A 23,261-nucleotide genomic window follows, 5' to 3' on the forward strand; every position below is an offset into this window, starting at 1 on the left:
CCGCCAATCTAACCGTCGGGGCTCAGCAGCACGTCGGCGTCGAAGCAACTGTGGTCGCCGGTGTGGCACGCGCCGTCGACCTGGTCGACCTCGAGCAGCACGGTGTCGCCGTCGCAGTCGAGCCGCACCGAGTGCACGTATTGCGTGTGGCCCGACGTCTCACCCTTCACCCAGTGCTGTTGGCGCGAGCGCGAAAAGTACGTCGCACGACGGGTTTCCAGGGTGCGCGCCAGCGCGATGTCGTCCATCCACGCCACCATCAACACCTGCCCGGTGCCACGTTCCTGCACCACCGCGGTGATCAACCCGTTGGCGTCGCGCTTGAGTCGCGACGCGATCGCTGCGTCCAGGCTCACCTCACCACGATCCCTTCCGCCGCCATCGCGTCCTTCACCTGTCCGATGGTGAGCTCACGGAAGTGGAACACGCTGGCGGCCAACACGGCATCCGCTCCGGCGAGAACAGCCGGTGCGAAATGCTCAGGGGCGCCCGCTCCGCCGCTCGCGATGACCGGAACGTTGACGGCTCCGCGCACCGCCTCGATCATCGGAAGGTCGAAACCGGCTTTGGTGCCGTCGAAGTCCATCGAGTTCAGCAGGATCTCGCCGACACCGAGTTCCGCTCCGCGCGTGGCCCATTCGACGGCGTCGATGCCCGTGCCGCGCCGGCCGCCGTGCGTGGTGACCTCCCACCCCGACGCTGTCGGCTGCTGGTCCTGCGGAACGGTGCGTGCGTCGACCGACAACACGATGCACTGCGAACCGAACTGCCGGGACAGCTCGCCGAGCAGATCGGGGCGGGCGATCGCGGCGGTGTTCACCGCGACCTTGTCGGCCCCGGCCCGCAGCAGCACGTCGACATCGGCGACCGACCGCACGCCGCCGCCGACCGTCAACGGAATGAACACCTGCTCGGCGGTCCGCTGCACCACCTCGAGCATGGTGGCCCGACCGGAAGACGAGGCGGTGACGTCGAGGAAGGTCAACTCGTCGGCGCCCTCGGCGTCGTACGCCGCCGCCAGCTCCACCGGATCGCCTGCGTCACGGAGGTTTTCGAAGTTGACGCCCTTGACCACCCGGCCGTCGTCGACATCCAGGCACGGGATGATGCGGACCGCGAGGTCCTTCGGATCCATCAGAAGTCCCCGGGGTCGCCGACCGCGCGCAGCAGATCCAGCAGTTGCCCGTGGACTCCGGGCACTCCGGCCAGGGCGGACGGCGACTTGACGGTCCAGTCGTTGCCGGCCAGGTCGGTCACCACACCACCGGCGGCGCGGATCAACGCGACACCCGCGGCGTGGTCCCACACGTGACCACCGAAACTGATGGCGCCACCGAGGATCCCGGCTCCCGTGTACGCGAGGTCGATGCCCGTGGCGCCGTGCATGCGCATCCGCGAGCACTGACGGCTCAGGCTTTCGATCACCGCCAAGCGGTAACGCCCCGGCACCCTGCCCCGGGAGTCGACGTTGAACGTGCTCACCCCGACGACCGAGTCCGAGAGATCCGCGGGCTTCAACGTCGGCTGGTCGATCCCGTTGCTGCGCAACGGTTTACCGAGGACCGCGGTGAACCGCTCACCGGTGAACGGCACCCACGTCAAACCGGCCACCGGATCGCCGTCACGCACCAGACCGAGCAGGATCGCCGCCATCGGCGAACCGGCGGCGTAGTTGAACGTGCCGTCGATGGGGTCTAGCACCCAGACCAGCGGCGAGTCCAGATCGGCGCCGCCGAACTCTTCACCGTGCACCGCGATTCCGGTCCTGGCGGTAAGCGCATCGACGACCTGCCGCTCGATCGCGAGGTCCACCTCGGTGGCGAAGTCGTTGCCCTTCTTCTGCACCGCCGAATCCGCTCGGTGGCCCTCGATGAACGGCTTCGCGGCATCGTCGAGGATCTGCGCCGCCTCGGCGACGAGTGCGTCGAGGTCTGCCTCGCCGAGCGCCATCTACCGCTCCACCGCGGCCAGTGCCTCGGGGAGCGTGAACCGCCCGGCGTACAAGGCTTTTCCGACGATCGCCCCCTCGACGCCGCGATCGGTCAGCGTCGCGATGGCCTCGAGGTCGTCGAGGCTCGACACCCCGCCGGACGCGATGACCGGTGCGTCGGTGCGCTCGGTCACCTTCGACAGCAGCTCGAGGTTGGGCCCGTTCAGGGTGCCGTCCTTGGTGACATCGGTGACGACGAACCGCGAACAGCCTTCGCGGTCCAGCCGTTCGAGCACCTCCCACAGGTCGCCGCCATCGGTTTCCCAGCCGCGGCCGCGCAGCCGGTGATCGCCGGCTGCGTCGATCTTCACGTCCAGCCCCACGGCGACCTTCTCGCCGTGTTCGGCGACCACTTTCGCGCACCACTGCGGATTCTCCAGCGCCGCGGTGCCGAGGTTGACGCGGGCGCAGCCCGTTGCGAGCGCCGCCGACAGCGAGTCGTCGTCGCGGATTCCGCCGGACAACTCGACTGCCACGTCGAGCTTGCCGACCACCTCGGCCAGCAGTTCGCGGTTGCTGCCCCGGCCGAACGCCGCGTCTAGGTCGACGAGGTGGATCCACTCCGCGCCGTCGCGCTGCCAGGTCAGCGCGGCCTCCAGCGCCGAGCCGTACTCGGTCTCGCTGCCGGCCTGGCCTTGCACCAGGCGCACGGCGCGGCCCTCGACCACGTCGACGGCGGGAAGAAGAATCAATCGCTGCGGCACGTCGGTCAACCTAGTGCCTTCACCCAGTTGGCGAGCAACGCGGCACCGGCGTCGCCGCTCTTCTCCGGGTGGAACTGGGTGGCCGACAGCGGTCCGTCCTCCACGGCCGCCAGGAACGGCACGCTGTGGGTGGCCCAGGTCAGCTTCGCAGCCGGATCGCCTTCCCACTGCTGGGCGGCGTACGAGTGCACGAAGTAGAACCGCGTGCCCGCATCCATCCCGGCGAACAACGTGCTGCCTTCGGGTGCGTCCACGACGTTCCAGCCCATGTGCGGGATCACCGGCGCGTCGAGTCGCACGACCGCGCCGGGCCACTGCCCGCAACCGGTGCTCTCCACGCCGAACTCCACGCCGCGCGAGAACAGGATCTGCATGCCGACGCAGACGCCCAGCACCGGACGGCCCGCCGCCACCCGCTCGGCGATGAGCGTCGCGCCGTCGATCTTGCGCAGCCCGGCCATGCATGCCTCGAACGCGCCTACGCCGGGGACCACGAGGCCGTCGGCGCCGCGCGCCGCATCCGCGTCTGCGGTCACCGTGACGTCGGCGCCGACGCGCTCCAACGCCCGCTGTGCCGAGCGCAGGTTCCCCGAGCCGTAATCGAGGATGACGACTTTAACTGTCACAGTGTGCCTTTCGTCGACGGCACACCGATAACCCGCGGGTCCAATTCGACGGCCTGACGCAGCGCACGCGCGACCGCCTTGTACTGGGCCTCGGTGATGTGGTGCGGGTCGCGGCCGTAAATGGTGCGCACGTGCAACGCGATGCGCGCGTTCATCGCCAAAGACTCGAACACGTGCCGGTTGACGACCGTGTGGTAAGGCGCCTGCGAACCTTCGATCGTGAAGTGCAGCAAGTGATCCGGCTCGCCGGTGTGCACGCAGTACGGCCGGCCGGACACATCGACGGCGGCGTGCGCCAGCGTCTCGTCCATCGGGATCCAGGCGTCGCCGAACCGGCGGATTCCCTTCTTGTCGCCGAGCGCCTGGCCCAGCGCCTGGCCCAGCACGATCGAGGTGTCCTCGATCGTGTGATGGCCTTCGATCTCCACGTCGCCCTTGGCGTGCACCGTCAGGTCGAAGCTCGCGTGGCTGCCCAGCGCGGTCAGCATGTGATCGAAGAACGGCACGCCAGTGTCGACCTGCACGCTGCCGGTGCCGTCGAGATCGAGTTCGACGACGATGTCGGACTCCTTGGTCTTGCGTTCGATTCTCGCGCGACGGGTCACGATGCTCCTACTTTGACGAGTTCGGTGGAGGCGAGCCGGGCGCTGGCGGCCAGCAGCGCGTCGTTCTCTTCGGCCAACCCGGTGGTGGCCCGCAGATAACCGGGTATGCCGACGTCGCGGATCAAGATTCCCGCGTCGAGGTAGCGCTGCCAGGTGGCGGCCGCGTCGGCGAACTCACCGAACAACACGAAGTTGGCGTCGCTGACGATGACCCGAAAGCCCATGTCCGACAGCGCATCTGTGACACGGTTGCGTTCCGCGATGAGGGTGGCCACGCTGCCCAGCGTGTCGTCGGCGTGCCGCAGCGCGGCGCGGGCGGCGGCCTGGGTGACCGACGACAGGTGATAGGGCAACCGGACCAGCAGCATCGCGTCGATCACCGCGGGCGCGGCGATGAGGTACCCCAGCCGGCCGCCGGCGAACGCGAACGCCTTGCTCATGGTGCGGGTGACGACGAGTCTGGCCGGGAACTCGTCGATCAGCTGCACCGCGCTCGGCTGGGACGAGAACTCGCCGTAGGCCTCGTCGACGATCATCACGCCGGTGTGCATCGCGTCGAGCAGGCGGCGCAGATCGTCGAGCGGAACGCTCTGCCCCGACGGGTTGTTCGGGCTTGCGACGAACACGATGTCGGGGGTGTGCGCGGCGACGGCCGCGACGGCGACATCGACGTCGAGAGCGAAGTCGTCGGCGCGGTTGGCCACCAGCCATGCGGTCTGGGTGCCGTCCGAGATGATCGGGTGCATCGAGTAGGACGGCACGAATCCGATCGCGCTGCGGCCGGGGCCGCCGAACGCCTGCAGGAGCTGCTGCAGTATCTCATTGGAACCGTTTGCCGCCCAGACATTCTCCGTACTGATCGCCGTTCTGGTCTGCGCCGAGAGGTAGGCGGCCAGGTCGGCCCGCAGCGCCACCGCGTCACGGTCCGGATAGCGGTGCAGGTCGCCCGCGACCGCGGCGACCGATGCCGCCACGTCGTCGATGAGCGCCTGCGTCGGCGGGTGCGGGTTCTCGTTGGTGTTCAGCCGCACCGGCACGTCCAACTGCGGTGCCCCATAAGGGGATTTGCCGCGCAGGTCTTCGCGCAGCGGCAGCCCGTCGAGGGTCACCTTCTCGCCGACGGTCACCGTTCGAACCTCCGCCGCACCGCTTCCCCGTGCGCGGGCAGGTTCTCGGCTTCGGCGAGCGTGATGACGTGTCCCGACACGTCTTTGAGCGCTGCCTCGTCGTAGTCGACGACGTGTATGCCGCGCAGGAACGTCTGCACCGACAGCCCGCTCGAGTGCCGGGCACAACCCGCCGTCGGCAGCACGTGGTTCGAGCCCGCGCAGTAGTCGCCGAGGCTGACCGGTGCGTAAGGACCCACGAAGATCGCGCCGGCCGACCGGATGCGGCCGGCCACCTCGCGTGCATCGACCGTCTGGATCTCCAGATGCTCTGCGGCATAGGCGTTCACGGTGCGGACGCCCGCCTCGAGGTCGTCCACGAGCACCGTCGCCGACTGCTTGCCACCCAGCGCCGCACTCACCCGTTCGCGGTGCACCGTGGTCTCGAGCTGGTTGGCCAGTTCGCGGTCGGTGGCGTCGGCCAATTCGACGCTGGGCGTGACCAGCACGCTGGCCGCCATCTCGTCGTGCTCGGCCTGGCTGATCAGGTCAGCCGCGACGTGGGCCGGGTCGGCGGTGTGGTCGGCCAGGATCGCGATCTCGGTGGGACCGGCCTCAGCGTCGATGCCCACCTGTGACCGGCAGATGCGCTTGGCGGCGGTCACATAGATGTTGCCCGGGCCGGTGATCATGTCGACGGGCGCCAGCTCCTCGCCGTCGGTGTCCGTGCCGCCGTAGGCCAGCAGCGCGACGGCCTGCGCTCCGCCGACCGCCCACACCTCGTCGACGCCGAGCAGCGCCGCGGCGGCCAGGATGGTCGGGTGCGGCAGCGCTTCGAAGTCGGCCTGCGGCGGGCTGGCGATGACGAGCGAGTCCACCCCCGCGGTCTGCGCAGGCACCACGTTCATCACCACGCTCGACGGGTAGACGGCGTTGCCACCCGGCACATAGAGCCCGACCCGCTCCACCGGCACCCAGCGCTCGGTGACCGTTGCGCCGGGAGCCAGCGTCGTGGTGGTGTCGGAGCGGCGCTGGTCGGCGTGCACGGCGCGGGCGCGCTCGATCGCGACCTCGAGCGCGGCGCGGACGTTCGAGTCCAGGTCGGCCAGCGCGGCGGCGAGGCGCTCGGCCGGCACACGGACCCGCGCCGGCCGCACGCCGTCGAACGTCTCGGTGAACTCCAGTGCCGCTGCCGCGCCACGCTCGGCGACCGCGTCGACGATGGGACGGACCCGCGGCACCACCGCGTCGACATCCACGCCGCCGCGCGGCAACGCGGCCCGCAACCCTGCGGCAGACAGACGCGCGCCGCGCAAGTCGATGCGGGCGATCGGCCCCGGCGATAGATTCACGCTGTCCATTCTCCCAGAGCAGACCAAATCGGTTATGGAGGCGCCATGCGAGCCAGTGAGCATCCCAACAACGCCCCTGGCGTGCCGATGGTGTTCCCGCCGTGGTTCGAAAACCTGCAGGTCAAGTACCTCAACCGGCTGATCAGGCCGTTCTCGCGGCTGATGCCGGGAATGGCCAGGATCGAACATCGGGGCCGCAAGTCCGGAAAGCCCTACGAGACGATCGTCACTGCCTACCGGAAGGGCGACACCGTGGCCATCGCGCTCGGACACGGGAAAACCGACTGGGTGAAGAACGTCCTGGCCGCCGGCGAAGCCGATCTGCACCTCGTGCGCCGCACTCTTCACCTGGTGAATCCGCGGATCCTGCCGGCCGGCAGCAATCCCGACGGGTTGCCGGCGATGGCGCGGATGCAGGCGGGGCGGATGGCGATCTTCGTCGCCGACGTCGCCTGACTCAACTGCAGAGCGCGGTGATCGCGTTGTTCTCGGCGTCGGCGTCGGACAGCCGCTTCGACTGGTCTGGGTCGTCGTTCGGGACGCCCGCGGTGGCATGGGCGCCGATGTCCGACAGGTTGTTCGCGAACTGGCGGATTTTCTCGGCGAGCTCGGCCGGGGTGGCCGGATCCAGCCGTTGCAGTAGGTACTGACCGCCGTCGTAGAGCGAGATGCGCGCGTTGGCCGCGACGGCCTGTGCTCCGGTGACGTCCTGCGGGCCGCCCGCCGGCCGCAGGTTCGTGTTGAGCGAGATGCCTTTGCGGACGATGTCGGCCGCGCCGCACGCCTTGGACTTGGCGTCAGCGATCTGCGTGGCGTCGTACTTCGGCTCCGACGTCCTCGACTCGTACAGCGTCCACCCGGCGACGGCCAAGGCAGCCACCGCGATGACCAGGCTGGCGGTGGCCAGCAGAGTGAGACGGCGCGACGAGTCCTCATCCACGCGACCGATGGTAGTGGCCGTTACAGATCGAGCCCGATATCGAGGACCCGCACCGAGTGGGTGAGCGCGCCGACCGCGAGGTAGTCGACGCCCGTGCCGGCGTACTCGGCGGCGCTGTCGAGCGACAACCCGCCGGACGATTCCAGCTTCGTTGCCGGCGACCGGGAATCGCGGCGCTGCACGGCGATCTGCGTCTGCCACACCGGAAAGTTGTCCAGCAGCACCAGCTCGACCTTCTCGGCGAGCACCTCGTCGAGCTGCTCGAGCGAGTCCACCTCGACTTCGCATTCGACGTCGGGGGCGGCTGCGCGCACGGCCTGCAGCGCCGCCACGACCGATCCGGCGGCGGCGACATGGTTGTCCTTGATCAGCGCCGCGTCACCGAGGCCCATCCGGTGGTTGACGCCGCCGCCCACACGCACCGCGTACTTCTGCAGCGCCCGCAGGCCCGGCAGAGTCTTGCGGGTGTCGCGGACCTTCGCCGCGGTCCCGGACACCGCGTCCACCCACGCCGCCGTCGCGGTGGCGATACCGGAGAGATGACAGACCAGGTTCAGCGTGGTCCGCTCGGCGGTGAGCAGTCCCTGGGTGGGCGCCTCGACCGTCAGCACGACGCCGCCCGGCTCCAGCCGGGCACCGTCCTCGACGCGGTCCTTGACTGAATAACCCTCAGACCCGAGCACTTCGTCGAGAACGAGCAGTGCGATGTCCACCCCGGCGATCACGCCCGCCTCGCGCGCCACCATCGACGCCGTGGTCCTCGCGTCCGCCGGCACAGTGGCGAGCGTGGTCACATCGGGTCCGTAGCGCAGATCTTCTTCCAGTCCGCGCGCGATCACCCTGCGAGCCTCGGTGAGCTCGTCGGCACTCAGCTCCATCAGCAGCACACTCCGGCCGCGACCAGACCTCGCGCCTGTGCGGGGTCGGTGAGCGGGTAGTCGCGCCGGTGATGACAGCCGCGAGATTCGGTACGGCTCAGCGCCGCGGCCGCGACGGCTGCTGCGGTCGTCGTCAACGCCGCGTCCTCGAAGTCGGCGCGCGAACCGATCGCACGCGGCGGTGCGGCGTCCAAATCGGCGGCCAGGACCCGTAAACCGTCGGCGTCGCGCACCACCCCGGCGTTCTTCGTCATCGCCCGCTGGAGAACGGCGCGCGGAAGGGCTCGCCGTACCACGGGCTCCGGTGGCCGCGCCGCCACCGGTCCGGCGGCCAAAGCGTGTGCGGCAGCGGCATTTCCGGCCCGGCCGCCGACGACGAGGCCTTCGAGCAGGCTGTTGGAGGCCAGCCGGTTCGCACCGTGCATCCCGGTACGCGCCACCTCGCCCGCGGCGAACAGCCCGGCGATGTCGGTGCGCCCGTGCACGTCGGTGACGACGCCGCCGCAGCTGTAATGCGCGCCGGGAAGCACGGGAATAGCCTCCAGGGTGGGGTCGATGCCCGCCGCCCGGCAGGCCGCGGTCACCGTCGGGAACCGCTTCGCGAAGCCGTCGATCCGCCTCGCGTCGAGGAAGACACACGGTGCACCGGTCTCCTCGAGCCGAGCGTGGATCGCTGCCGCAACGACATCGCGCGGCGCCAGGTCGCCCATCGGATGGACACCGGCGGTGACCGAACGTCCCTGCGAATCCACGAGTACGGCGCCCTCGCCGCGGACCGCTTCGGTGATCAGCGGCCGCCGTCCCGCGTTGTGACCGTCGAACAGCATGGTCGGGTGGAACTGGATGAACTCGATGTCGCTGACCGGTGCGCCCGCCCACATCGCAAGCGCGACACCGTCTCCGGTCGACCCGTCGGGGTTCGTAGTGGCCGAGTACAGATGACCCAGTCCGCCGGTCGCGAGGATCACCGAAGGGGCGTGTACGACCCCGAGGCCGTCGTCGCTGAGCACCAGAACGCCGGTGACGGCGCCGGCCTCGTGCAGGATCTCGACCGCGACGTGGTTGTGGCGGATGTCCAACGTGGCCGACGCACTGTCGAGCGCCCGCTGCACCTCCGCGCCCGTGGCGTCGCCGCCGGCGTGGATGATCCGGCGCCGCGAATGGCCGCCCTCACGGGTGAGCGACCACGATCCCCGCACCGTCTCGTCGAAACGCGCTCCGTCGCTGACCAATTCGACGACCGCGCGGTAACCGTCGGCGACGATCGAGCGCACGGCATCGGGGTCGCACAAGCCCGCGCCCGCGGCCAGCGTGTCGGCCACATGGGCATCGACCGAGTCTCCGTCTTCCCGCAACGCCTCCGGCAGCACCACCGCGATCCCGCCCTGGGCGTAGAACGTCGCAGAGTCAGGGGTCTTGCTGAGCACCATGACTTTTCGGCCCCGTCGGTGTGCCGCGAGCGCGGCGACCAGGCCCGCCACGCCCGTACCGATCACCACGACGTCGGCGCGTTGCTGCCAATGACCCGACCAGCGGCCGGAACCGCAGGCGGCCGCGCGCGTCATTCGCCGCCGCCGGGCTGACCGATGGCGATCATGCGCTGGACGCTGGCCCGCGCCAGTCGAGCGGTCTCGGGATCGACGTCGACCTCGTCGGCGCCCTCCACCAGGCACCGCAGCAGCGCGGCGGGCGTGATCATCTTCATGAACTTGCACGATGCCCGGTCGTTGACCGCCATGAAGTCGACATCCGGTGCGGCGCGGCGCAACTGGTGCAGCATGCCGACCTCGGTGGCAACCAGCACCTGACGCGCCCCGGTCTCACGTGCGGCGTCCAGCATTCCACCGGTGGACAGGATCTTGACGCGGTCCTCCGGAAAAGCGCCCTCGCCGGCGAGGTACAACGCCGATGTGGCGCAGCCACATTCGGGGTGCACGAAGAGTTCGGCGTCGGGGTGGGTGCGGGCCTGGTCGGCGAGCTCGTCGCCGTTGATGCCCGCATGCACGTGGCATTCGCCCGCCCACACATGCAGGTTCGTGCGGCCGGTGACGCGCCGCACGTGGGCGCCGAGGAACTGGTCAGGACAGAACAGCACCTCCCGGTCCTCGGGGATCGACGCCACCACCTCGACGGCGTTCGACGAGGTGCAGCAGATGTCGGTCTCGGCCTTCACCGCTGCCGTGGTGTTGACGTAGGAGACCACGACGGCGCCGGGGTGCTCGGCCTTCCATGCGCGCAGTTGCTCGGCGGTGATGGAGTCGGCAAGCGAGCAGCCGGCCCGCTGGTCGGGAATCAGCACGGTCTTGTCCGGGGACAGGATCTTGGCCGTCTCGGCCATGAAGTGCACGCCGCAGAACACGATCGTGTCCTCGGGCGCATCGGCGGCGATTCGCGACAACGCCAGCGAGTCACCGACGTGGTCGGCGACGTCCTGGATCGCGGGCAACTGGTAGTTGTGCGCCAACAGCGTCGCGCCGCGCAGGTCGGCGAGGCGGCGGACCTCGGCGGCCCACCGCTCGTCCCCGTCGACGCCGGAATAGCCGGTCGGACCGTCGATGATGTCGAGCACCGTCATGGCCATCCCCTTCGTCAAATCCGAGTTTTCGACTTACAATCGAAAACATGGCCCATACTAGCACCGCACACGAGGTGCTCGCCGCCGTGTTCCAGGTTCGCGAACTGGCCGCCCGCAAACCGGCACTTCACGTGCTGTTGTGGCAGCGAGCGCTCGACCCGCAGCGCGACAGGTGGTCCCTTCCCGGCGGGCGGCTCGGCGACGACGAGGACCTGATCAGCTCGGTGCGGCGGCAACTGGCCGAGAAGGTGGACCTGCGTGAGCTTGCTCACCTCGAGCAGCTCGCGGTGTTCTCCGATCCGCGCCGCGTGCCCGGCGTGCGGACGATCGCGTCGACGTTCCTCGGCCTGGTGCCCTCCCCCGCGACGCCGGAGCTGCCGCCGGACACCCGCTGGCACCCGGTGAGCGACCTTCCGCCGATGGCGTTCGACCACGGCACCATGGTCGAACACGCGCGCACCCGGCTCGTCGCCAAGTTGTCGTACACGAACATCGGGTTCGCCTTGGCGCCAACGGAATTCGCGCTGTCGAGCTTGAGGGACATCTACAGCGCCGCGCTCGGCCACAGCGTCGACGCGACCAATCTGCAACGTGTGCTCGAACGGCGCAACGTCATCACCCGCACCGGCACCACGGCGCGGTCCGGGCGCAGCGGTGGCAGGCCCGCGGCCCTGTACCGGTTCACCGAAGCGCGCTACCGGGTGACCGACGAATTCGCCGCACTTCGCCCGCCCGGGTGAGTCGACTGGATTCTTAACGCTCTCTTAAGCAAGAATGGCCGAATGTCTCTGGGCAACGCCGCGCCAGCATCAGGTGCCGACTGGATCGGGCACGTACCGCACGAGGAGCTGTCCCGCGGCGCCCGCCCGCGGCTGCCCGCCGACGACCCGTTCTACGAACCGCCGAGCGGTTTTCAGCACGCCGAGCCGGGAACCGTGCTGCGCAGTCGCGACGTCGAACTGGCCTTCCTGGGTCTCGTCCCGCAGAAGTTCACCGCCACGCAACTGCTGTACCGCACCACCGACATGAACGGTGCCCCGGAAGCGACTGTCACCACCGTGATCGTGCCGGCCGAGCGCACGAAGCGGGCGGTGATCCCGGTGATCTCGTACCAGTGCGCCATCGACGCGGTCAGCTCCCGCTGCTTCCCGTCGTACGCACTGCGCCGCAAGGCGCTGGCCCCGGGCGCGCTGGCCCAGTTCGAGTTCCTGCTGATCGCCGCCGCGCTCGCCGAGGGCTGGGCGGTCTCGGTGCCCGACCACGAAGGACCGCACGGCTGGTGGGGCACGCCGTATGAGCCCGGCTACCGCATCCTCGACGGCCTGCGTGCGGCCGTGAGCTGCGAGCGGCTCGGGCTGAGCCCGTCCGCTCCGATCGGGCTGTGGGGCTACTCGGGTGGCGGCCTGGCGTCGGCGTGGGCCGCGGAGATGCACGCGCAGTACGCCCCCGAGCTCGACATCGTCGGCGCGGTGCTGGGCTCCCCCGTGGCCGACCTGGGCCACGCTTACCGCCGGCTCAACGGCAGCCTGTACTCGGGACTGCCCGCGATGGTGGTGGCGGCGCTGACCCACGTGTATCCGGAACTCGACCGGGTGATCCAGGAGCACGCCACCGACGCCGGCAAGGCGATGCTGCTGCGCATCGAGAACATGACCACGGCGCAGGCCGTGTTGCGCTTCGCGGGCATGGACATGGGCAAGCTCGTCGACCGGCCGCTCACCGAGATCCTGGACATGCCCGAGGTCAAGCACGTCTTCGACAGCATCAAGCTCGGTACGGCGGTGCCCACCCCGCCCGTGCTGATCGTGCAGGCCGTCCACGACAAGATCGTCTCGGTCGACGACATCGACGAGCTGAGCGAGATCTACCGCTCGGGCGGCGCCTCGGTCACCTACCACCGCGATCTGTTCAGCGAGCACATGCTGCTGCACCCGATGTCGGCGCCGATGGCGCTGCGCTGGCTGATCGACCGGTTCGACGGCAAACCAACCTCGGAACACCTGGTCCGCACCACCTGGCCGACGCTGCTGAACCCGATGACCTACGTCGGGATGGCGCGGCTGGCCAAGATCGCCGTCAAAGTGATGTCGGGGCGGAAGGTGGAGCGCTCTCCGCTGTGACCGGCGGCCAGGCGCCCAGATCGTCGCGTGCCGCGGACACCGCCATGAAGGAGTACACCAGCGCGGCGACCGCGGCCGGAAACAGCACCGTCAAAGCGACCTGCAGCGGTGAATGCCCGAAGAACACCGGCGGCGTCTCCACGACGTAGTGCACTCGATGTTCGGGCGTGACCGGAGCCCCGGCCACGTCGATCGTCCCGTACCGCAGACGCACCAGCAGCGCGCCGAGCCCGGCGGCCACGCCCGCCGCCAGCATGCACCCGGTCGCCAGCGCCGCCGTCATCACCGGCCCGCGGTGCGCACGCCACTGCCACACCAGCACCGCGGCGACGACCGCCACGACACAGAGCATCCCGACGAGCAGGAAAGCCGCGACGAAGAAATGGTCGCCTTCGTCGCCCAGATAGGCGCGTACGCGATCGCCGTCGCGCGTCAGCGCCACCACACCGTGGACCGGCGGCGCCAGCCAGGACCACAGCGCCCCGATCAGCACACCCGTCGCCGCCGATGTCACCAACACGGTCAACGCCGCGCGAGCCCGCGAAAACTTAGGAGCGGCAACGTCATTCATCGCTGTTCGAGGTCCTTGGAGTCGGTCAGGCCGTGCCGCGAGCAGCGAGCGGACCAGCCGTCGGGGCGTACCTGCACGATCATCCGCCGCCCGCACTCGGCGCAGTAACGCGGGGGCTCCAAGCCCAGCCGCGCAGCGGTCGGCACGGAGGTGCCGTCGGGTTCACCGGTGTAGACGTTGAACGTCATGGGCGTTGCCTACAGGCCGGCTTCACAGAGTGGCATTGAGGGCTTTGATCGGCATCTGCAGGTCGTCGAGCAGTTCGAGGTCCGCCTCGGCCGGCCGGCCGAGCGTGGTGAGGTAGTTGCCGACGATCACCGCGTTGATGCCGCCGAGGATGCCCTTCTTGGCGCCCAGATCGCCCAGGGTGATCTCCCGGCCGCCCGCGAAGCGCAGCATCGTGCGGGGCAGCGCCAGCCGGAACGCCGCCACGGCTCGGAGCGCATCGGCGGCGGGCAGCACCTCCAGGTCGCCGAACGGGGTACCCGGGCGCGGGTTGAGGAAGTTCAGCGGAACCTCGTGCGGATCCAGCTGGGCGAGGTCGGCCGCGAATTCCGCGCGCTGCTCCAGCGTTTCGCCCATGCCGAGGATGCCGCCGCAGCAGACCTCCATGCCGGCCTCGCGGACCATCTGCAGGGTGTCCCAGCGCTCTTCCCAGGTGTGCGTGGTGACGACGTTGGTGAAGAACGACCGCGCAGTCTCCAGGTTGTGGTTGTAGCGGTGCACGCCCATCTCTTTGAGGCGGTCGACTTGCTCCTGGCTGAGCATGCCCAAGGAGCAGGCGATCTGGATGTCGACCTCGTCGCGGATCGCCTCGATGCCGGCGGCGACCTGCGCGAGCAGCCGCTCGTCGGGCCCGCGCACCGCGGCGACGATGCAGAACTCCGTCGCACCGGTCTTCGCGGTCTGCTTGGCCGCTTCCACCAGGCTCGGGACGTCCAGCCACGCGCTGCGCACCGGCGAAGCGAAAAGCCCTGACTGGGAACAGAAGTGGCAGTCCTCGGGGCACCCGCCGGTCTTGAGGCTGATGATGCCCTCGACCTCGACGTCGGGCCCGCACCAGGCCATACGGACCTCGTGCGCCAGGGCGAGCAGGTCGTCGAGGCGATCGTCCGGAAGCTGCAGCACCTGCAGCGTCTGGTCCTGGTTCAGGCCTTCGCCGCGTTCCAGCACCTGCTCGCGGGCCACCGCCAAGATGTCGCTCACCTGGTTTTCCTCTCGTCTTGAACGGTGTTCAGGTTAAGGTACCGGCGTGCAGCTCCACAAACGCGACGTCGTCGATGCGGCGACGGCGCTTCTGGACAGCTACGGCCTGGCCGACCTGACCATGCGACGGCTCGCGCGCGATCTGGCGGTCTCCCCTGGCGCGCTGTACTGGCATTTCGCCAACAAGCAGCAGCTCCTCGGCGCCGTGGCTGACCGGATCCTGGACGGGGTGCCCGCTGCGACGGGGATCGTCGACGTGTGCGATCGGCTGCGCGATGCGCTGCTGTCGCACACCGACGGCGCAGAGCTGGTGTCAGCGAGCTTCGCAGCCGGGCAGTCTGCGGCGATGTCGCAGATCCTCGCGACGCTCGCCGCGGCCGCCGAGGAGGCGGGCGTTCCGGCGGCCCGCGCCGAGCTGGCCGCGCGCACGGTCGTCTACTACGTGCTCGGGTTCACCGTCGACGAGCAGTCACGCCTGCAGTGGGACGCCGCGGGTGCCGAACTGCCGGACGACCAGTCGGTGCTGACCGAAGATCCCAGCGCCCGCTTCCGGTTCGGGGTGGGTCTGCTCGTCAACGGCCTGAGCGTCGCCGACCGGGCGTTCAGCTGAGCGGGTGCTCGATGCGGGCGTTGCCGTCCCAGCGACGCAGCCCGACGAAGCTGCCCGTGATCTCCGACGGTCGCCCCGCGATCCGCAGTGCTCGGTCGAGCTGATTGCCCTGCACTCGTCGCGCGAATGTCGTGTGACCGGTCCACTGTCCGGGTGCTGAGTTCGTCATCGGTCCTGGCTGCATGTGCGGCAGAGACAGCCGGTAGACATCGGCGTGCAGCGCCAGCAATTCGGCTGTCGGGACGATCAGCCGCGTCAGGATCAGCTGCGTGCGGCCGAACACCAGTGGCGCGCCGATCCGGCACGGCAGCGGAAACCGATCCGTCAGCGAGCGAAGCAATTCATCGACCGAAGGGTCGATCCGCTCGGCGACCGTCAAGGTGACGTGCGGGCGACTGGCCGGCGCCTGACTGCGAATTCCCGCGTCGCGCAGGTCGTCCCAGATCCGGCGGATCGCGGCCTCGGTGTCCGGATCGAAAACCAACTCGACCGAATGCACCATCGTCACACCAGGCTTGCGACCCACGCGGGGTCGAACGCCGACGCGCTCATCCGCTCGAACTCCGTCGCATCCAATGCGCCGGCACCCGCCGGCAGCACCGCCCGCACCGGCGCCAGTTCGGCGAGCGCATGCCGGTTGCCCTGCTCGGCGACCCCCGGATCAGCCGGCCACGAGCCGATCACCAACCCGGCGCATGAGAGACCTTGTGCAGCAAGGGCATCCAATGTCAGCGCGGTGTGGTTCAGCGTGCCGAGCCCGGCAGCCACGACGACCAGGACGGGCGCGGAGAGCTCGACGGCGAGGTCGCGCAACGTCATTCCGTCACCGACCTCGACGAGCAGGCCGCCGGCGCCCTCGACCAGCGCCAGTTCAGCAGCCACGTCGCGCACCGACGCCACCAGTTCGGCACGGCTCGGCAGACGCATACCGGCCCGTTCGGCGGCGGCGCGCGGCGCGAGCGGTTCGGGGTATCGCCACCCGCCGAGCAGGTGGGTCACCCCCGAGAGCCGGCCGACGTCGGCGAGGTCGTCGTCGATCGGGCTGCCGGTCTGCACAGGTTTGCACACTGCAACGTCGATACCCGCCAGGCGTGCGTGACAGGCCAAGGCCGCGGTGGCCACCGTCTTGCCGACGCCGGTGTCGGTGCCGGTGACGACGAGCGTGCTCACCGGCGCGCGTTGCTGAGCACGTCGGTGAGAACCTCGCGCGCCAGTGACATCTCGTCGCCGGTCAGCGACGCCCGCGCGGTGAGCCGCAGCCTCGACGTCCCCGCGGGCACTGTCGGCGGCCGGAAGCAGCCGACCCGCACACCCCGGTCCAGACACGCCACCGCCGCGCCGAGCGCCACTTCAGGATCGCCGAGAACCACCGAAACCACCGCAGACTCCGGTCGGTGCGACACCGAACAGATCGAGGCCAACTCCGCGGCGTGGTCCAGCACCGCCCGAGCACGCCACGGTTCGGCGATCAGCACATCGAGCGCCGCCCACGCCGCCCCGACCGCGGCGGGTGCGAGTCCGGTGTCGAAGATGAACGGCCGCGCGGCATCGATCAGGTGGTCGCGCACCGCGGTCGGACCCAGCACCACGCCGCCCTGGCTGCCGAGCGCCTTGGACAGCGTCGTGGTCATCACGACGTCGGGCGCTCCGGCGAGGCCGATCTCATGCAGCAGGCCGCGGCCACCGGCACCGCGCACACCGAGACCGTGGGCCTCGTCGACGAGCAGCAGCGCGCCGTGCCGTCGGCACACGTCGTGCAGAGCGTGCAGCGGGGCCAGATCCCCGTCGGCGGAGAACACCGAGTCGGTCAACACCAGCGCGCGTTCCTCGGAGCGGGCCGCCAGGGCGGCCTCGACCGCGGCGACATCCCGGTGCGGCGCGACGACGACCCGGGCGCGCGACAGCCGGCAGGCGTCGACCAGCGAGGCGTGCGTCAGCGCGTCGGAGACCAGCAGTGAACCTGCGCCCGACAGGGCGACGACCGCCCCGAGGTTGGCGGTGTAGCCCGAGGAGAACACCAACGCCGACTCGGCGCCGACGAATCCGGCCAAGGCGCGTTCGAAGCCCTCGTGCAGTTCGGTGTTGCCCGTGACAAGGCGTGATCCCGTCGATCCCGCACCCCAGGTGCGCAGCGCCTGCACGCCGCCGTCGATCACGGCGGGATGCTGCGAGAGGCCCAGGTAATCGTTGGATGCGAGATCGAGTTCAGCGCCGACGGGCGGACGGGCGCGCAGGGACCGGCGCAGACCGTCGGCGCGCCGCTGCTGCTCGACGTCATCGAGCCACGACAGCGGCGAAAGACCGGCGCGCGTCAAGAGGGCCCCTTTGAAAATTGAACACGTCGGCGAGCCGACAATTGAACACCGTTCAGGTTAACGCACGCGCGACCGCGACCATGCCGGCGGTGATCTGGTCGACCTCGTCGGGTGTGCAGATATAGGGCGGCATCGCGTAGACGAGGTTGCGGAACGGCCGCAGCCAGATGCCGTGCTCCAGCGCAACCGGCGTCGCCACCCGCAGATCCACCGCCCGGTCCATCTCGATGACCCCGATCGCGCCGAGCACCCGCACATCGGCCACTCCGGGCACTCCCGCGGCAGCGGCCAACCCGTCGCGCAGTCCCGCCTCGATCCCCCGCACCGACGCTCGCCAGTCGTGTGCGAGCAGCACCTCGACCGACGCCACCCCGACCGCGCACGCCAGCGCGTTGGCCATGAACGTCGGGCCGTGCATGAGGGCGCCCGGCTCGTTCGAGCTGATCGTGTCCGCGATCCCGCGCGAGCACAGGGTGGCCGCCAGCGTGATGTAGCCGCCGGTGAGCGCCTTGCCGACACACATGATGTCCGGGCTGACGCCCGCGTGGTCGGCTGCGAAGAGCTCACCGGTGCGCCCGAACCCGGTGGCGATCTCGTCGAAGATCAGCAGGACGTCGTGGCGAGAGCAGATGTCGCGCAGCTCGGCGAGGTAACGCGGCTCGTGAAATCTCATCCCGCCGGCACCCTGCACCACGGGCTCGACGATCACCGCGGCGAGTTCGTCGGCGTGCTCGGCCAACTGGGTCTCGAACGCCGTGACGTAGTCCGGGTCGTAGGCCGTCGGCACCGGCGGTGCGAACTCCTGGCGCGCCAGCACGTCGGTCCACAACTCATGCATCCCACCGTCGGGGTCGCACACGCTCATCGGTGTGAACGTGTCGCCGTGGTAGCCACCGCGCCACGTCATCAGCCGGTGCTTGGCGCCGCGGCCCAGGCTGCGCCAGTACTGCAGCGCCATCTTGACGGCGACCTCCACCGACACCGAGCCCGAGTCGCTGAAGAACACGGTGTCGAGCCCCTCGGGGGTGATCTCGACGAGCAGCTGCGCCAGCCGCGCGGCCGGCTCGTGCGTCAGCCCGCCGAACATGACGTGGTTCATGACTGCGAGCTGGTCGGCGATCGCCGCGTCCAGCACCGGATGACCGTGCCCGTGGATCGCGGTCCACCACGACGCCATCGCGTCGAGAACCACCAGCTCACGACCGTCGTGGTGCAGGGTCAGCCAGGCTCCGCGGGCGCCGACCGCGACAACCGGAGCCAGGGCTTCGGCCCCGATGGTGCTGTAGGGATGCCAGACGTGGGCGGCGTCGACCGCGCTGATCTCGGCGGGCGTCATGGCTGGCACCTTCGGTAGATTATCCGTCGACCATGATGACCCTCGCTCCTCCCCGGCCGGCACCCGTCACCGGCCCGGGACCCTCGGTGCGCGCCGCGACAGCGTCGAGCAGTCGCCGCGCATCGGCGTCATACCGGCTCGATCTCGACGGTTTGCGCGGTGTGGCGATCGCCCTGGTCGCGTTGTTCCACGTGTGGTTCGGCCGGGTGTCCGGAGGCGTCGACGTGTTCCTGGCGCTGTCCGGCTTCTTCTTCGGCGGCCGGCTGCTGCGCACCGCGATGACGCCGGGCGCCTCGCTCTCGCCGACGCCGGAGGTGACCCGGCTGATCCGCCGCTTGTTGCCGGCGCTGGTGGTGGTGCTGGCGGCGTCGGCGGTGTTGACCATCCTCATTCAGCCGCAAACCCGTTGGGAGACCTTCGCCGATCAGAGCCTGGCCAGCCTCGGGTACTTCCAGAACTGGGAGCTCGCCAGCTCCGCTTCGAACTATCTGCGCGCAGGCGAGGCGGTGAGCCCGCTGCAGCACATCTGGTCGATGTCGGTACAGGGCCAGTTCTACATCGGCTTTCTCGCGGTGATCTTCCTGTCCGCCTTGCTGTTCCGGCGCATCTTTCGCAGGCACATGCGGCTGGCGTTCGTGGTGCTGCTCACCGCGCTGACGATCGCGTCGTTCGTATACGCGATCTTCGCGCACGACACCGACCAGGCCACCGCGTACTACAACAGCTTCGCCAGAGCCTGGGAGTTGCTGCTCGGCGCGCTGATCGGCGCGCTCGTACCGCACCTGCGCTGGCCGATGTGGCTGCGGACGACGGCCGCGGTCGTCGCGCTGGCCGCGATCCTGGCGTGCGGGGCGGTGATCGACGGCGTCAAGGCGTTCCCCGGCCCGTGGGCGCTGGTTCCGGTCGGCGCCACCATGCTGTTCATCCTGTCGGCGGCGAACCGGGTGGCCGACCCGCACACCGACGGCCGGATGCCCCTGCCCAACCGCCTGCTGGCGACGGCGCCGTTCGTGTCGCTCGGCGCGATGGCCTACTCGCTGTACCTCTGGCACTGGCCGCTGCTGATCTTCTGGCTGTCCTACAGCGGACACGCCCGCGCCACCTTCCTCGAGGGCGCGGTGGTGCTGCTGGTCTCCGGCGTGCTGGCGTGGCTGACGACCAGATACGTCGAGAACCCGCTGCGGTACCGGTCCGCGCCGGCGCCGGTCGCGGTAGCGCCGCGCAGGCGGCGCAGGCCGACGGTCGTGCTCGGTTCGGTGGTCGCACTGTTGGGCGTCGCACTGACCGTGACGTCGTTCACATGGCGCGAGCACGTGCTCGTTCAGCGCACCAATGGTGAAGAGCTGCTTGCGCTTTCGCCACAGGACTACCCGGGTGCTGCGGCGCTGCTGGCCAGGGCGAGAGTGCCGAAGCTGCCGATGCGCCCGACGGTGCTCGAGGCCAAGAACGACCTGCCCGAGACCACCGAAGACGGCTGCATCAGCGACTTCGACAACGTCGACGTGATCAACTGCGCCTACGGCGACACGAACGCCAAACGCACGATCGCGCTGGCCGGCGGCTCACACGCCGAGCACTGGATCACCGCGCTGGACCTGCTGGGCAGGCAGCACCACTTCAAGGTGGTCACCTACCTGAAGATGGGCTGCCCGCTGACCACCGAGAAAGTGCCGCTGGTGATGGGCGACAACCGCCCGTACCCGAAGTGCCACGAGTGGAACGAGCAGGTGATGAAGAAGATCATCGCGGACCACCCGGACTACGTCTTCACCACATCGACGCGACCGTGGAACATCAGACCCGGCGACGTCATGCCGGGAACGTATATCGGCATCTGGCAGGAGTTGTCGGACAACAACATCCCGGTGCTGGCCATGCGTGACACGCCGTGGCTGGTCCGCAACGGCAAGCCGTTCTTCGCCGCGGACTGCCTCGCCGGCGGTGGCGACCCGATCTCCTGCGGAACGAAACGATCCGACGTACTGTCGGAGCACAATCCCACGCTGGATTTCGTCAAGCGGTTCCCAGGGCTCAAACCGCTCGACATGAGTGATGCGGTGTGCCGCAAGGACATCTGCCGGGCAGTGGAGGGGAACGTGTTGCTCTACCACGACGCTCATCACATCTCGAAGACGTACATGCGCACCATGGCACCGGAACTCGGTCGCCAGATCGCGGCCGCCACCGGCTGGTGGGTTGGCTGATGATCTGGCCGGGAACGGCTTATCCCCTCGGCGCCACCTACGACGGCGCGGGCACGAACTTCTCGGTGTTCTCGGAGGTCGCCGATCGCGTCGAGCTGTGCCTGATCGGCAAGGATGGCAGCGAACAGCGCGTCAACCTCGAGGAGGTCGACGGCTACGTCTGGCACTGCTATCTGCCCACGGTCACCCCGGGTCAGCGTTACGGCTTCCGCGTGCACGGACCCTGGGATCCGGCGGCCGGGCACCGGTGCGATTCGAGCAAGCTGCTCCTCGACCCGTACGGCAAGTCGTTCCACGGCGATTTCGATTTCTCGCAGGCGCTGTACTCCTACGACCTCGAGGCCGACGACCCCGCCACCGGGGGCACCCCGCCGCGCGTCGACTCGCTGGGCCACACCATGACCAGCGTCGTCATCAACCCGTACTTCGACTGGGCGACCGACCGGGCGCCGCGCACGCCCTATCACGAGACGGTCATCTACGAGGCGCACGTCAAGGGGTTGACGCAGCGCCACCCCGGCATCCCCGACGAGTTGCGCGGCACCTACGCCGGGATCGGCCACCCGGCGATCATCGACCACCTCAAGTCGCTGAACGTGACGGCGATCGAGTTGATGCCCGTGCACCAGTTCCTGCATGACCACCGGCTGCTCGACCTCGGGCTGCGAAACTATTGGGGCTACAACACTTTCGGCTTCTTCGCGCCGCACTACCAGTACGCGGCCAACAGATATGCCGGCGGCGCGGTCGCAGAATTCAAGACGATGGTGCGGTCCTTCCACGAGGCCGGCATCGAGGTCATCCTCGACGTCGTCTACAACCACACCGCCGAAGGCAACCACCTCGGGCCGACGCTGAACTTCCGCGGCATCGACAACGCCGCCTACTACCGTCTGCTCGACGGCGATCTTCGGCTGTACAAGGACTTCACCGGTACCGGCAACAGTCTCAACGCCCGCCATCCGCACACCCTGCAGCTGATCATGGATTCGCTGCGCTACTGGGTGATCGACATGCACGTCGACGGCTTCCGTTTCGACCTTGCCGCCACGCTGGCCCGCGAGTTCTACGACGTGGACCGCTTGAGCGCGTTCTTCGACCTGGTGCAACAGGACCCGGTGGTCAGCCAGGTGAAGCTGATCGCCGAACCCTGGGACGTCGGCGAAGGCGGTTATCAGGTCGGCAATTTCCCAGGTTTGTGGACGGAGTGGAACGGGAAGTATCGCGACACTGTGCGTGATTACTGGCGGGGCGAGCCCGCAACCCTCGGCGAGTTCGCATCGCGGCTGACCGGTTCCTCCGACCTCTACGAGGCCACCGGTCGCCGGCCGTCTGCGAGCATCAACTTCGTCACCTGCCACGACGGCTTCACGTTGAACGACCTCGTGTCCTACAACGAGAAGCACAACGAGGCCAACGGTGAGGACAACCGCGACGGGGAAAGCCACAACCGGTCCTGGAACTGCGGTGTCGAGGGCCCCACCGACGATCAGCAGATCCTGGCGTTGCGAGGCAGGCAGATGCGCAACATCATCGGCACGCTGATGGTGTCGCAGGGCACGCCGATGATCTCGCACGGCGACGAGATCGGCCGCAGTCAGCAAGGCAACAACAACGTCTACTGCCAGGACTCCGAGCTCTCCTGGGTGGACTGGTCGTTGTGCGAGAAGAACGCCGACCTGCTCGAGTTCACCCGCAAGGTCAGCGCGCTGCGCGCGGCGCATCCGGTGTTCCGCAGGCGACGGTTCTTCGAAGGCAAGCCGATCCGCAGCGGAGACCAGGTTCGCGACATCGCATGGTTGACCCCCGCCGGGGAGGAGATGACGCTGCAGGACTGGGGCACCGGCCTGGGCAAGTCCGTGGCGGTGTTCCTGAACGGAGACGCCATCGCCGCGCCGAACGAACGCGGGGAACGGGTCGTCGACGACTCATTCCTGTTGTGCTTCAACGCAGACGACCATTCGCGGGACTTCGTCACCCCGACGAGCAGCTACGCCAACGAGTGGACCGCGGCCCTGGACACCGCCGATGCCACGGGATCGACCGAACTGGTCGCCAAGGCAGGTGAGAAGATCACGCTGCCCGCGCGTTCTCTCCTGGTCATGCGTAAGACGGCCTGAGCG

General features: G+C 69.1%; 25 protein-coding genes. 6 read left to right on the plus strand and 19 right to left on the minus strand.

All coding sequences use genetic code 11. The annotated features are described in order from the left end of the window. Window positions 1-8: 8 nt before the first annotated feature. The 8 genes from hisI to hisD are packed head-to-tail and all read right to left on the minus strand — an operon-like array spanning window position 9 to window position 6,392. Complete coding sequence (gene hisI, locus A5663_RS01865; protein WP_068143308.1) at window positions 9-356, minus strand: phosphoribosyl-AMP cyclohydrolase; 348 nt, start codon at window positions 354-356, stop codon at window positions 9-11. Continuing rightward, the gene (hisF, locus tag A5663_RS01870) at window positions 353-1,135 is read right to left on the minus strand and encodes an imidazole glycerol phosphate synthase subunit HisF (protein ID WP_068143310.1); all 783 of its coding nucleotides are present in this window, start codon (window positions 1,133-1,135) and stop codon (window positions 353-355) included. The genes hisI and hisF overlap by 4 nt, the downstream gene beginning before the upstream one ends. Next, window positions 1,135-1,950: an inositol monophosphatase gene (locus tag A5663_RS01875; protein ID WP_068143313.1), complete on the minus strand. Its 816-nt coding sequence runs from the start codon at window positions 1,948-1,950 to the stop codon at window positions 1,135-1,137. The genes hisF and A5663_RS01875 overlap by 1 nt, the downstream gene beginning before the upstream one ends. Continuing rightward, window positions 1,951-2,694 carry a bifunctional 1-(5-phosphoribosyl)-5-((5-phosphoribosylamino)methylideneamino)imidazole-4-carboxamide isomerase/phosphoribosylanthranilate isomerase PriA gene (gene priA / locus A5663_RS01880; RefSeq protein ID WP_068143316.1) on the minus strand — a complete coding sequence of 248 codons (744 nt, stop codon included), beginning with the start codon at window positions 2,692-2,694 and terminating at the stop codon, window positions 1,951-1,953. Between the two features lie 5 nt (window positions 2,695-2,699). Then, window positions 2,700-3,320, minus strand: a complete 621-nt coding sequence (hisH, locus tag A5663_RS01885) for an imidazole glycerol phosphate synthase subunit HisH (RefSeq protein WP_068143318.1) — start codon at window positions 3,318-3,320, stop codon at window positions 2,700-2,702. Continuing rightward, window positions 3,317-3,928 (minus strand): imidazoleglycerol-phosphate dehydratase HisB, encoded by a 612-nt coding sequence (gene hisB / locus A5663_RS01890; protein ID WP_068143320.1) that lies wholly within the window; start codon window positions 3,926-3,928, stop codon window positions 3,317-3,319. Before hisB ends, hisH begins: the two co-directional genes overlap by 4 nt. Then, window positions 3,922-5,052 (minus strand): histidinol-phosphate transaminase, encoded by a 1,131-nt coding sequence (locus A5663_RS01895; protein ID WP_068143324.1) that lies wholly within the window; start codon window positions 5,050-5,052, stop codon window positions 3,922-3,924. The genes hisB and A5663_RS01895 overlap by 7 nt, the downstream gene beginning before the upstream one ends. After that, window positions 5,049-6,392 carry a histidinol dehydrogenase gene (gene hisD, locus A5663_RS01900; protein WP_197503264.1) on the minus strand — a complete coding sequence of 448 codons (1,344 nt, stop codon included), beginning with the start codon at window positions 6,390-6,392 and terminating at the stop codon, window positions 5,049-5,051. The genes A5663_RS01895 and hisD overlap by 4 nt, the downstream gene beginning before the upstream one ends. Window positions 6,393-6,428: 36 nt before the next feature. Here hisD and A5663_RS01905 point away from each other — a divergent pair, with 36 nt between their 5' ends. Further along, window positions 6,429-6,839 (plus strand): nitroreductase family deazaflavin-dependent oxidoreductase, encoded by a 411-nt coding sequence (locus A5663_RS01905; RefSeq protein ID WP_068143326.1) that lies wholly within the window; start codon window positions 6,429-6,431, stop codon window positions 6,837-6,839. Window position 6,840: 1 nt separating this feature from the next. On the opposite strand, the gene A5663_RS01910 is transcribed toward A5663_RS01905, so the two are convergent. The 4 genes from A5663_RS01910 to nadA are packed head-to-tail and all read right to left on the minus strand — an operon-like array spanning window position 6,841 to window position 10,776. Continuing rightward, complete coding sequence (locus tag A5663_RS01910) at window positions 6,841-7,323, minus strand: hypothetical protein (RefSeq protein ID WP_068143328.1); 483 nt, start codon at window positions 7,321-7,323, stop codon at window positions 6,841-6,843. Between the two features lie 20 nt (window positions 7,324-7,343). Further along, on the minus strand, window positions 7,344-8,201 hold the full coding sequence (gene nadC / locus A5663_RS01915; RefSeq protein WP_068143404.1) for a carboxylating nicotinate-nucleotide diphosphorylase: 858 nt from the start codon (window positions 8,199-8,201) through the stop codon (window positions 7,344-7,346). Then, window positions 8,201-9,766, minus strand: a complete 1,566-nt coding sequence (locus A5663_RS01920; RefSeq protein WP_068143330.1) for an L-aspartate oxidase — start codon at window positions 9,764-9,766, stop codon at window positions 8,201-8,203. The genes nadC and A5663_RS01920 overlap by 1 nt, the downstream gene beginning before the upstream one ends. Further along, on the minus strand, window positions 9,763-10,776 hold the full coding sequence (nadA, locus tag A5663_RS01925; protein WP_068143401.1) for a quinolinate synthase NadA: 1,014 nt from the start codon (window positions 10,774-10,776) through the stop codon (window positions 9,763-9,765). Before nadA ends, A5663_RS01920 begins: the two co-directional genes overlap by 4 nt. Window positions 10,777-10,823: 47 nt before the next feature. Here nadA and A5663_RS01930 point away from each other — a divergent pair, with 47 nt between their 5' ends. Both A5663_RS01930 and A5663_RS01935 read left to right on the plus strand, forming a co-directional pair. Next, on the plus strand, window positions 10,824-11,516 hold the full coding sequence (locus tag A5663_RS01930) for an NUDIX domain-containing protein (protein ID WP_068143332.1): 693 nt from the start codon (window positions 10,824-10,826) through the stop codon (window positions 11,514-11,516). 42 nt (window positions 11,517-11,558) lie between these two features. Then, the gene (locus A5663_RS01935) at window positions 11,559-12,896 is read left to right on the plus strand and encodes a lipase family protein (RefSeq protein WP_068143334.1); all 1,338 of its coding nucleotides are present in this window, start codon (window positions 11,559-11,561) and stop codon (window positions 12,894-12,896) included. Here the strand turns inward: A5663_RS01935 and A5663_RS01940 are convergent. Genes A5663_RS01940 through bioB form a run of 3 tightly spaced genes read right to left on the minus strand, consistent with a single transcriptional unit; the run spans window position 12,853 to window position 14,673 of the window. Continuing rightward, window positions 12,853-13,467: a DUF2567 domain-containing protein gene (locus A5663_RS01940; protein ID WP_068143337.1), complete on the minus strand. Its 615-nt coding sequence runs from the start codon at window positions 13,465-13,467 to the stop codon at window positions 12,853-12,855. The two genes, A5663_RS01935 and A5663_RS01940, sit on opposite strands and share 44 nt — an antisense overlap. Then, window positions 13,464-13,655, minus strand: a complete 192-nt coding sequence (locus A5663_RS01945) for a hypothetical protein (protein ID WP_068143338.1) — start codon at window positions 13,653-13,655, stop codon at window positions 13,464-13,466. The genes A5663_RS01940 and A5663_RS01945 overlap by 4 nt, the downstream gene beginning before the upstream one ends. Window positions 13,656-13,677: 22 nt before the next feature. After that, window positions 13,678-14,673 carry a biotin synthase BioB gene (gene bioB / locus A5663_RS01950; RefSeq protein ID WP_068143340.1) on the minus strand — a complete coding sequence of 332 codons (996 nt, stop codon included), beginning with the start codon at window positions 14,671-14,673 and terminating at the stop codon, window positions 13,678-13,680. 46 nt (window positions 14,674-14,719) lie between these two features. Here bioB and A5663_RS01955 point away from each other — a divergent pair, with 46 nt between their 5' ends. Beyond that, window positions 14,720-15,283 (plus strand): TetR family transcriptional regulator, encoded by a 564-nt coding sequence (locus A5663_RS01955; protein WP_068143341.1) that lies wholly within the window; start codon window positions 14,720-14,722, stop codon window positions 15,281-15,283. Here the strand turns inward: A5663_RS01955 and A5663_RS01960 are convergent. Genes A5663_RS01960 through A5663_RS01975 form a run of 4 tightly spaced genes read right to left on the minus strand, consistent with a single transcriptional unit; the run spans window position 15,276 to window position 18,934 of the window. After that, window positions 15,276-15,785: a 2'-5' RNA ligase family protein gene (locus A5663_RS01960; RefSeq protein ID WP_068143343.1), complete on the minus strand. Its 510-nt coding sequence runs from the start codon at window positions 15,783-15,785 to the stop codon at window positions 15,276-15,278. The two genes, A5663_RS01955 and A5663_RS01960, sit on opposite strands and share 8 nt — an antisense overlap. A gap of 2 nt (window positions 15,786-15,787) precedes the next feature. Further along, window positions 15,788-16,453 (minus strand): dethiobiotin synthase, encoded by a 666-nt coding sequence (bioD, locus tag A5663_RS01965; RefSeq protein ID WP_068143344.1) that lies wholly within the window; start codon window positions 16,451-16,453, stop codon window positions 15,788-15,790. Then, a complete protein-coding gene (locus tag A5663_RS01970) occupies window positions 16,450-17,598 on the minus strand; it encodes an 8-amino-7-oxononanoate synthase (RefSeq protein WP_068143346.1) in 1,149 nt (382 codons plus the stop codon). Before A5663_RS01970 ends, bioD begins: the two co-directional genes overlap by 4 nt. 52 nt (window positions 17,599-17,650) lie before the next feature. Further along, on the minus strand, window positions 17,651-18,934 hold the full coding sequence (locus A5663_RS01975) for an adenosylmethionine--8-amino-7-oxononanoate transaminase (protein ID WP_369816575.1): 1,284 nt from the start codon (window positions 18,932-18,934) through the stop codon (window positions 17,651-17,653). A gap of 32 nt (window positions 18,935-18,966) precedes the next feature. Here A5663_RS01975 and A5663_RS01980 point away from each other — a divergent pair, with 32 nt between their 5' ends. Together A5663_RS01980 and glgX are read left to right on the plus strand one after the other, a co-directional pair. Next, window positions 18,967-21,138: an acyltransferase family protein gene (locus tag A5663_RS01980; RefSeq protein WP_068143350.1), complete on the plus strand. Its 2,172-nt coding sequence runs from the start codon at window positions 18,967-18,969 to the stop codon at window positions 21,136-21,138. Then, on the plus strand, window positions 21,138-23,258 hold the full coding sequence (glgX, locus tag A5663_RS01985) for a glycogen debranching protein GlgX (protein ID WP_068143406.1): 2,121 nt from the start codon (window positions 21,138-21,140) through the stop codon (window positions 23,256-23,258). The genes A5663_RS01980 and glgX overlap by 1 nt, the downstream gene beginning before the upstream one ends. The last annotated feature ends 3 nt before the right edge of the window (window positions 23,259-23,261 follow it).

It is taken from the genome of Mycobacterium sp. E740, from assembly GCF_001672895.1.
Classification (GTDB): domain Bacteria; phylum Actinomycetota; class Actinomycetes; order Mycobacteriales; family Mycobacteriaceae; genus Mycobacterium.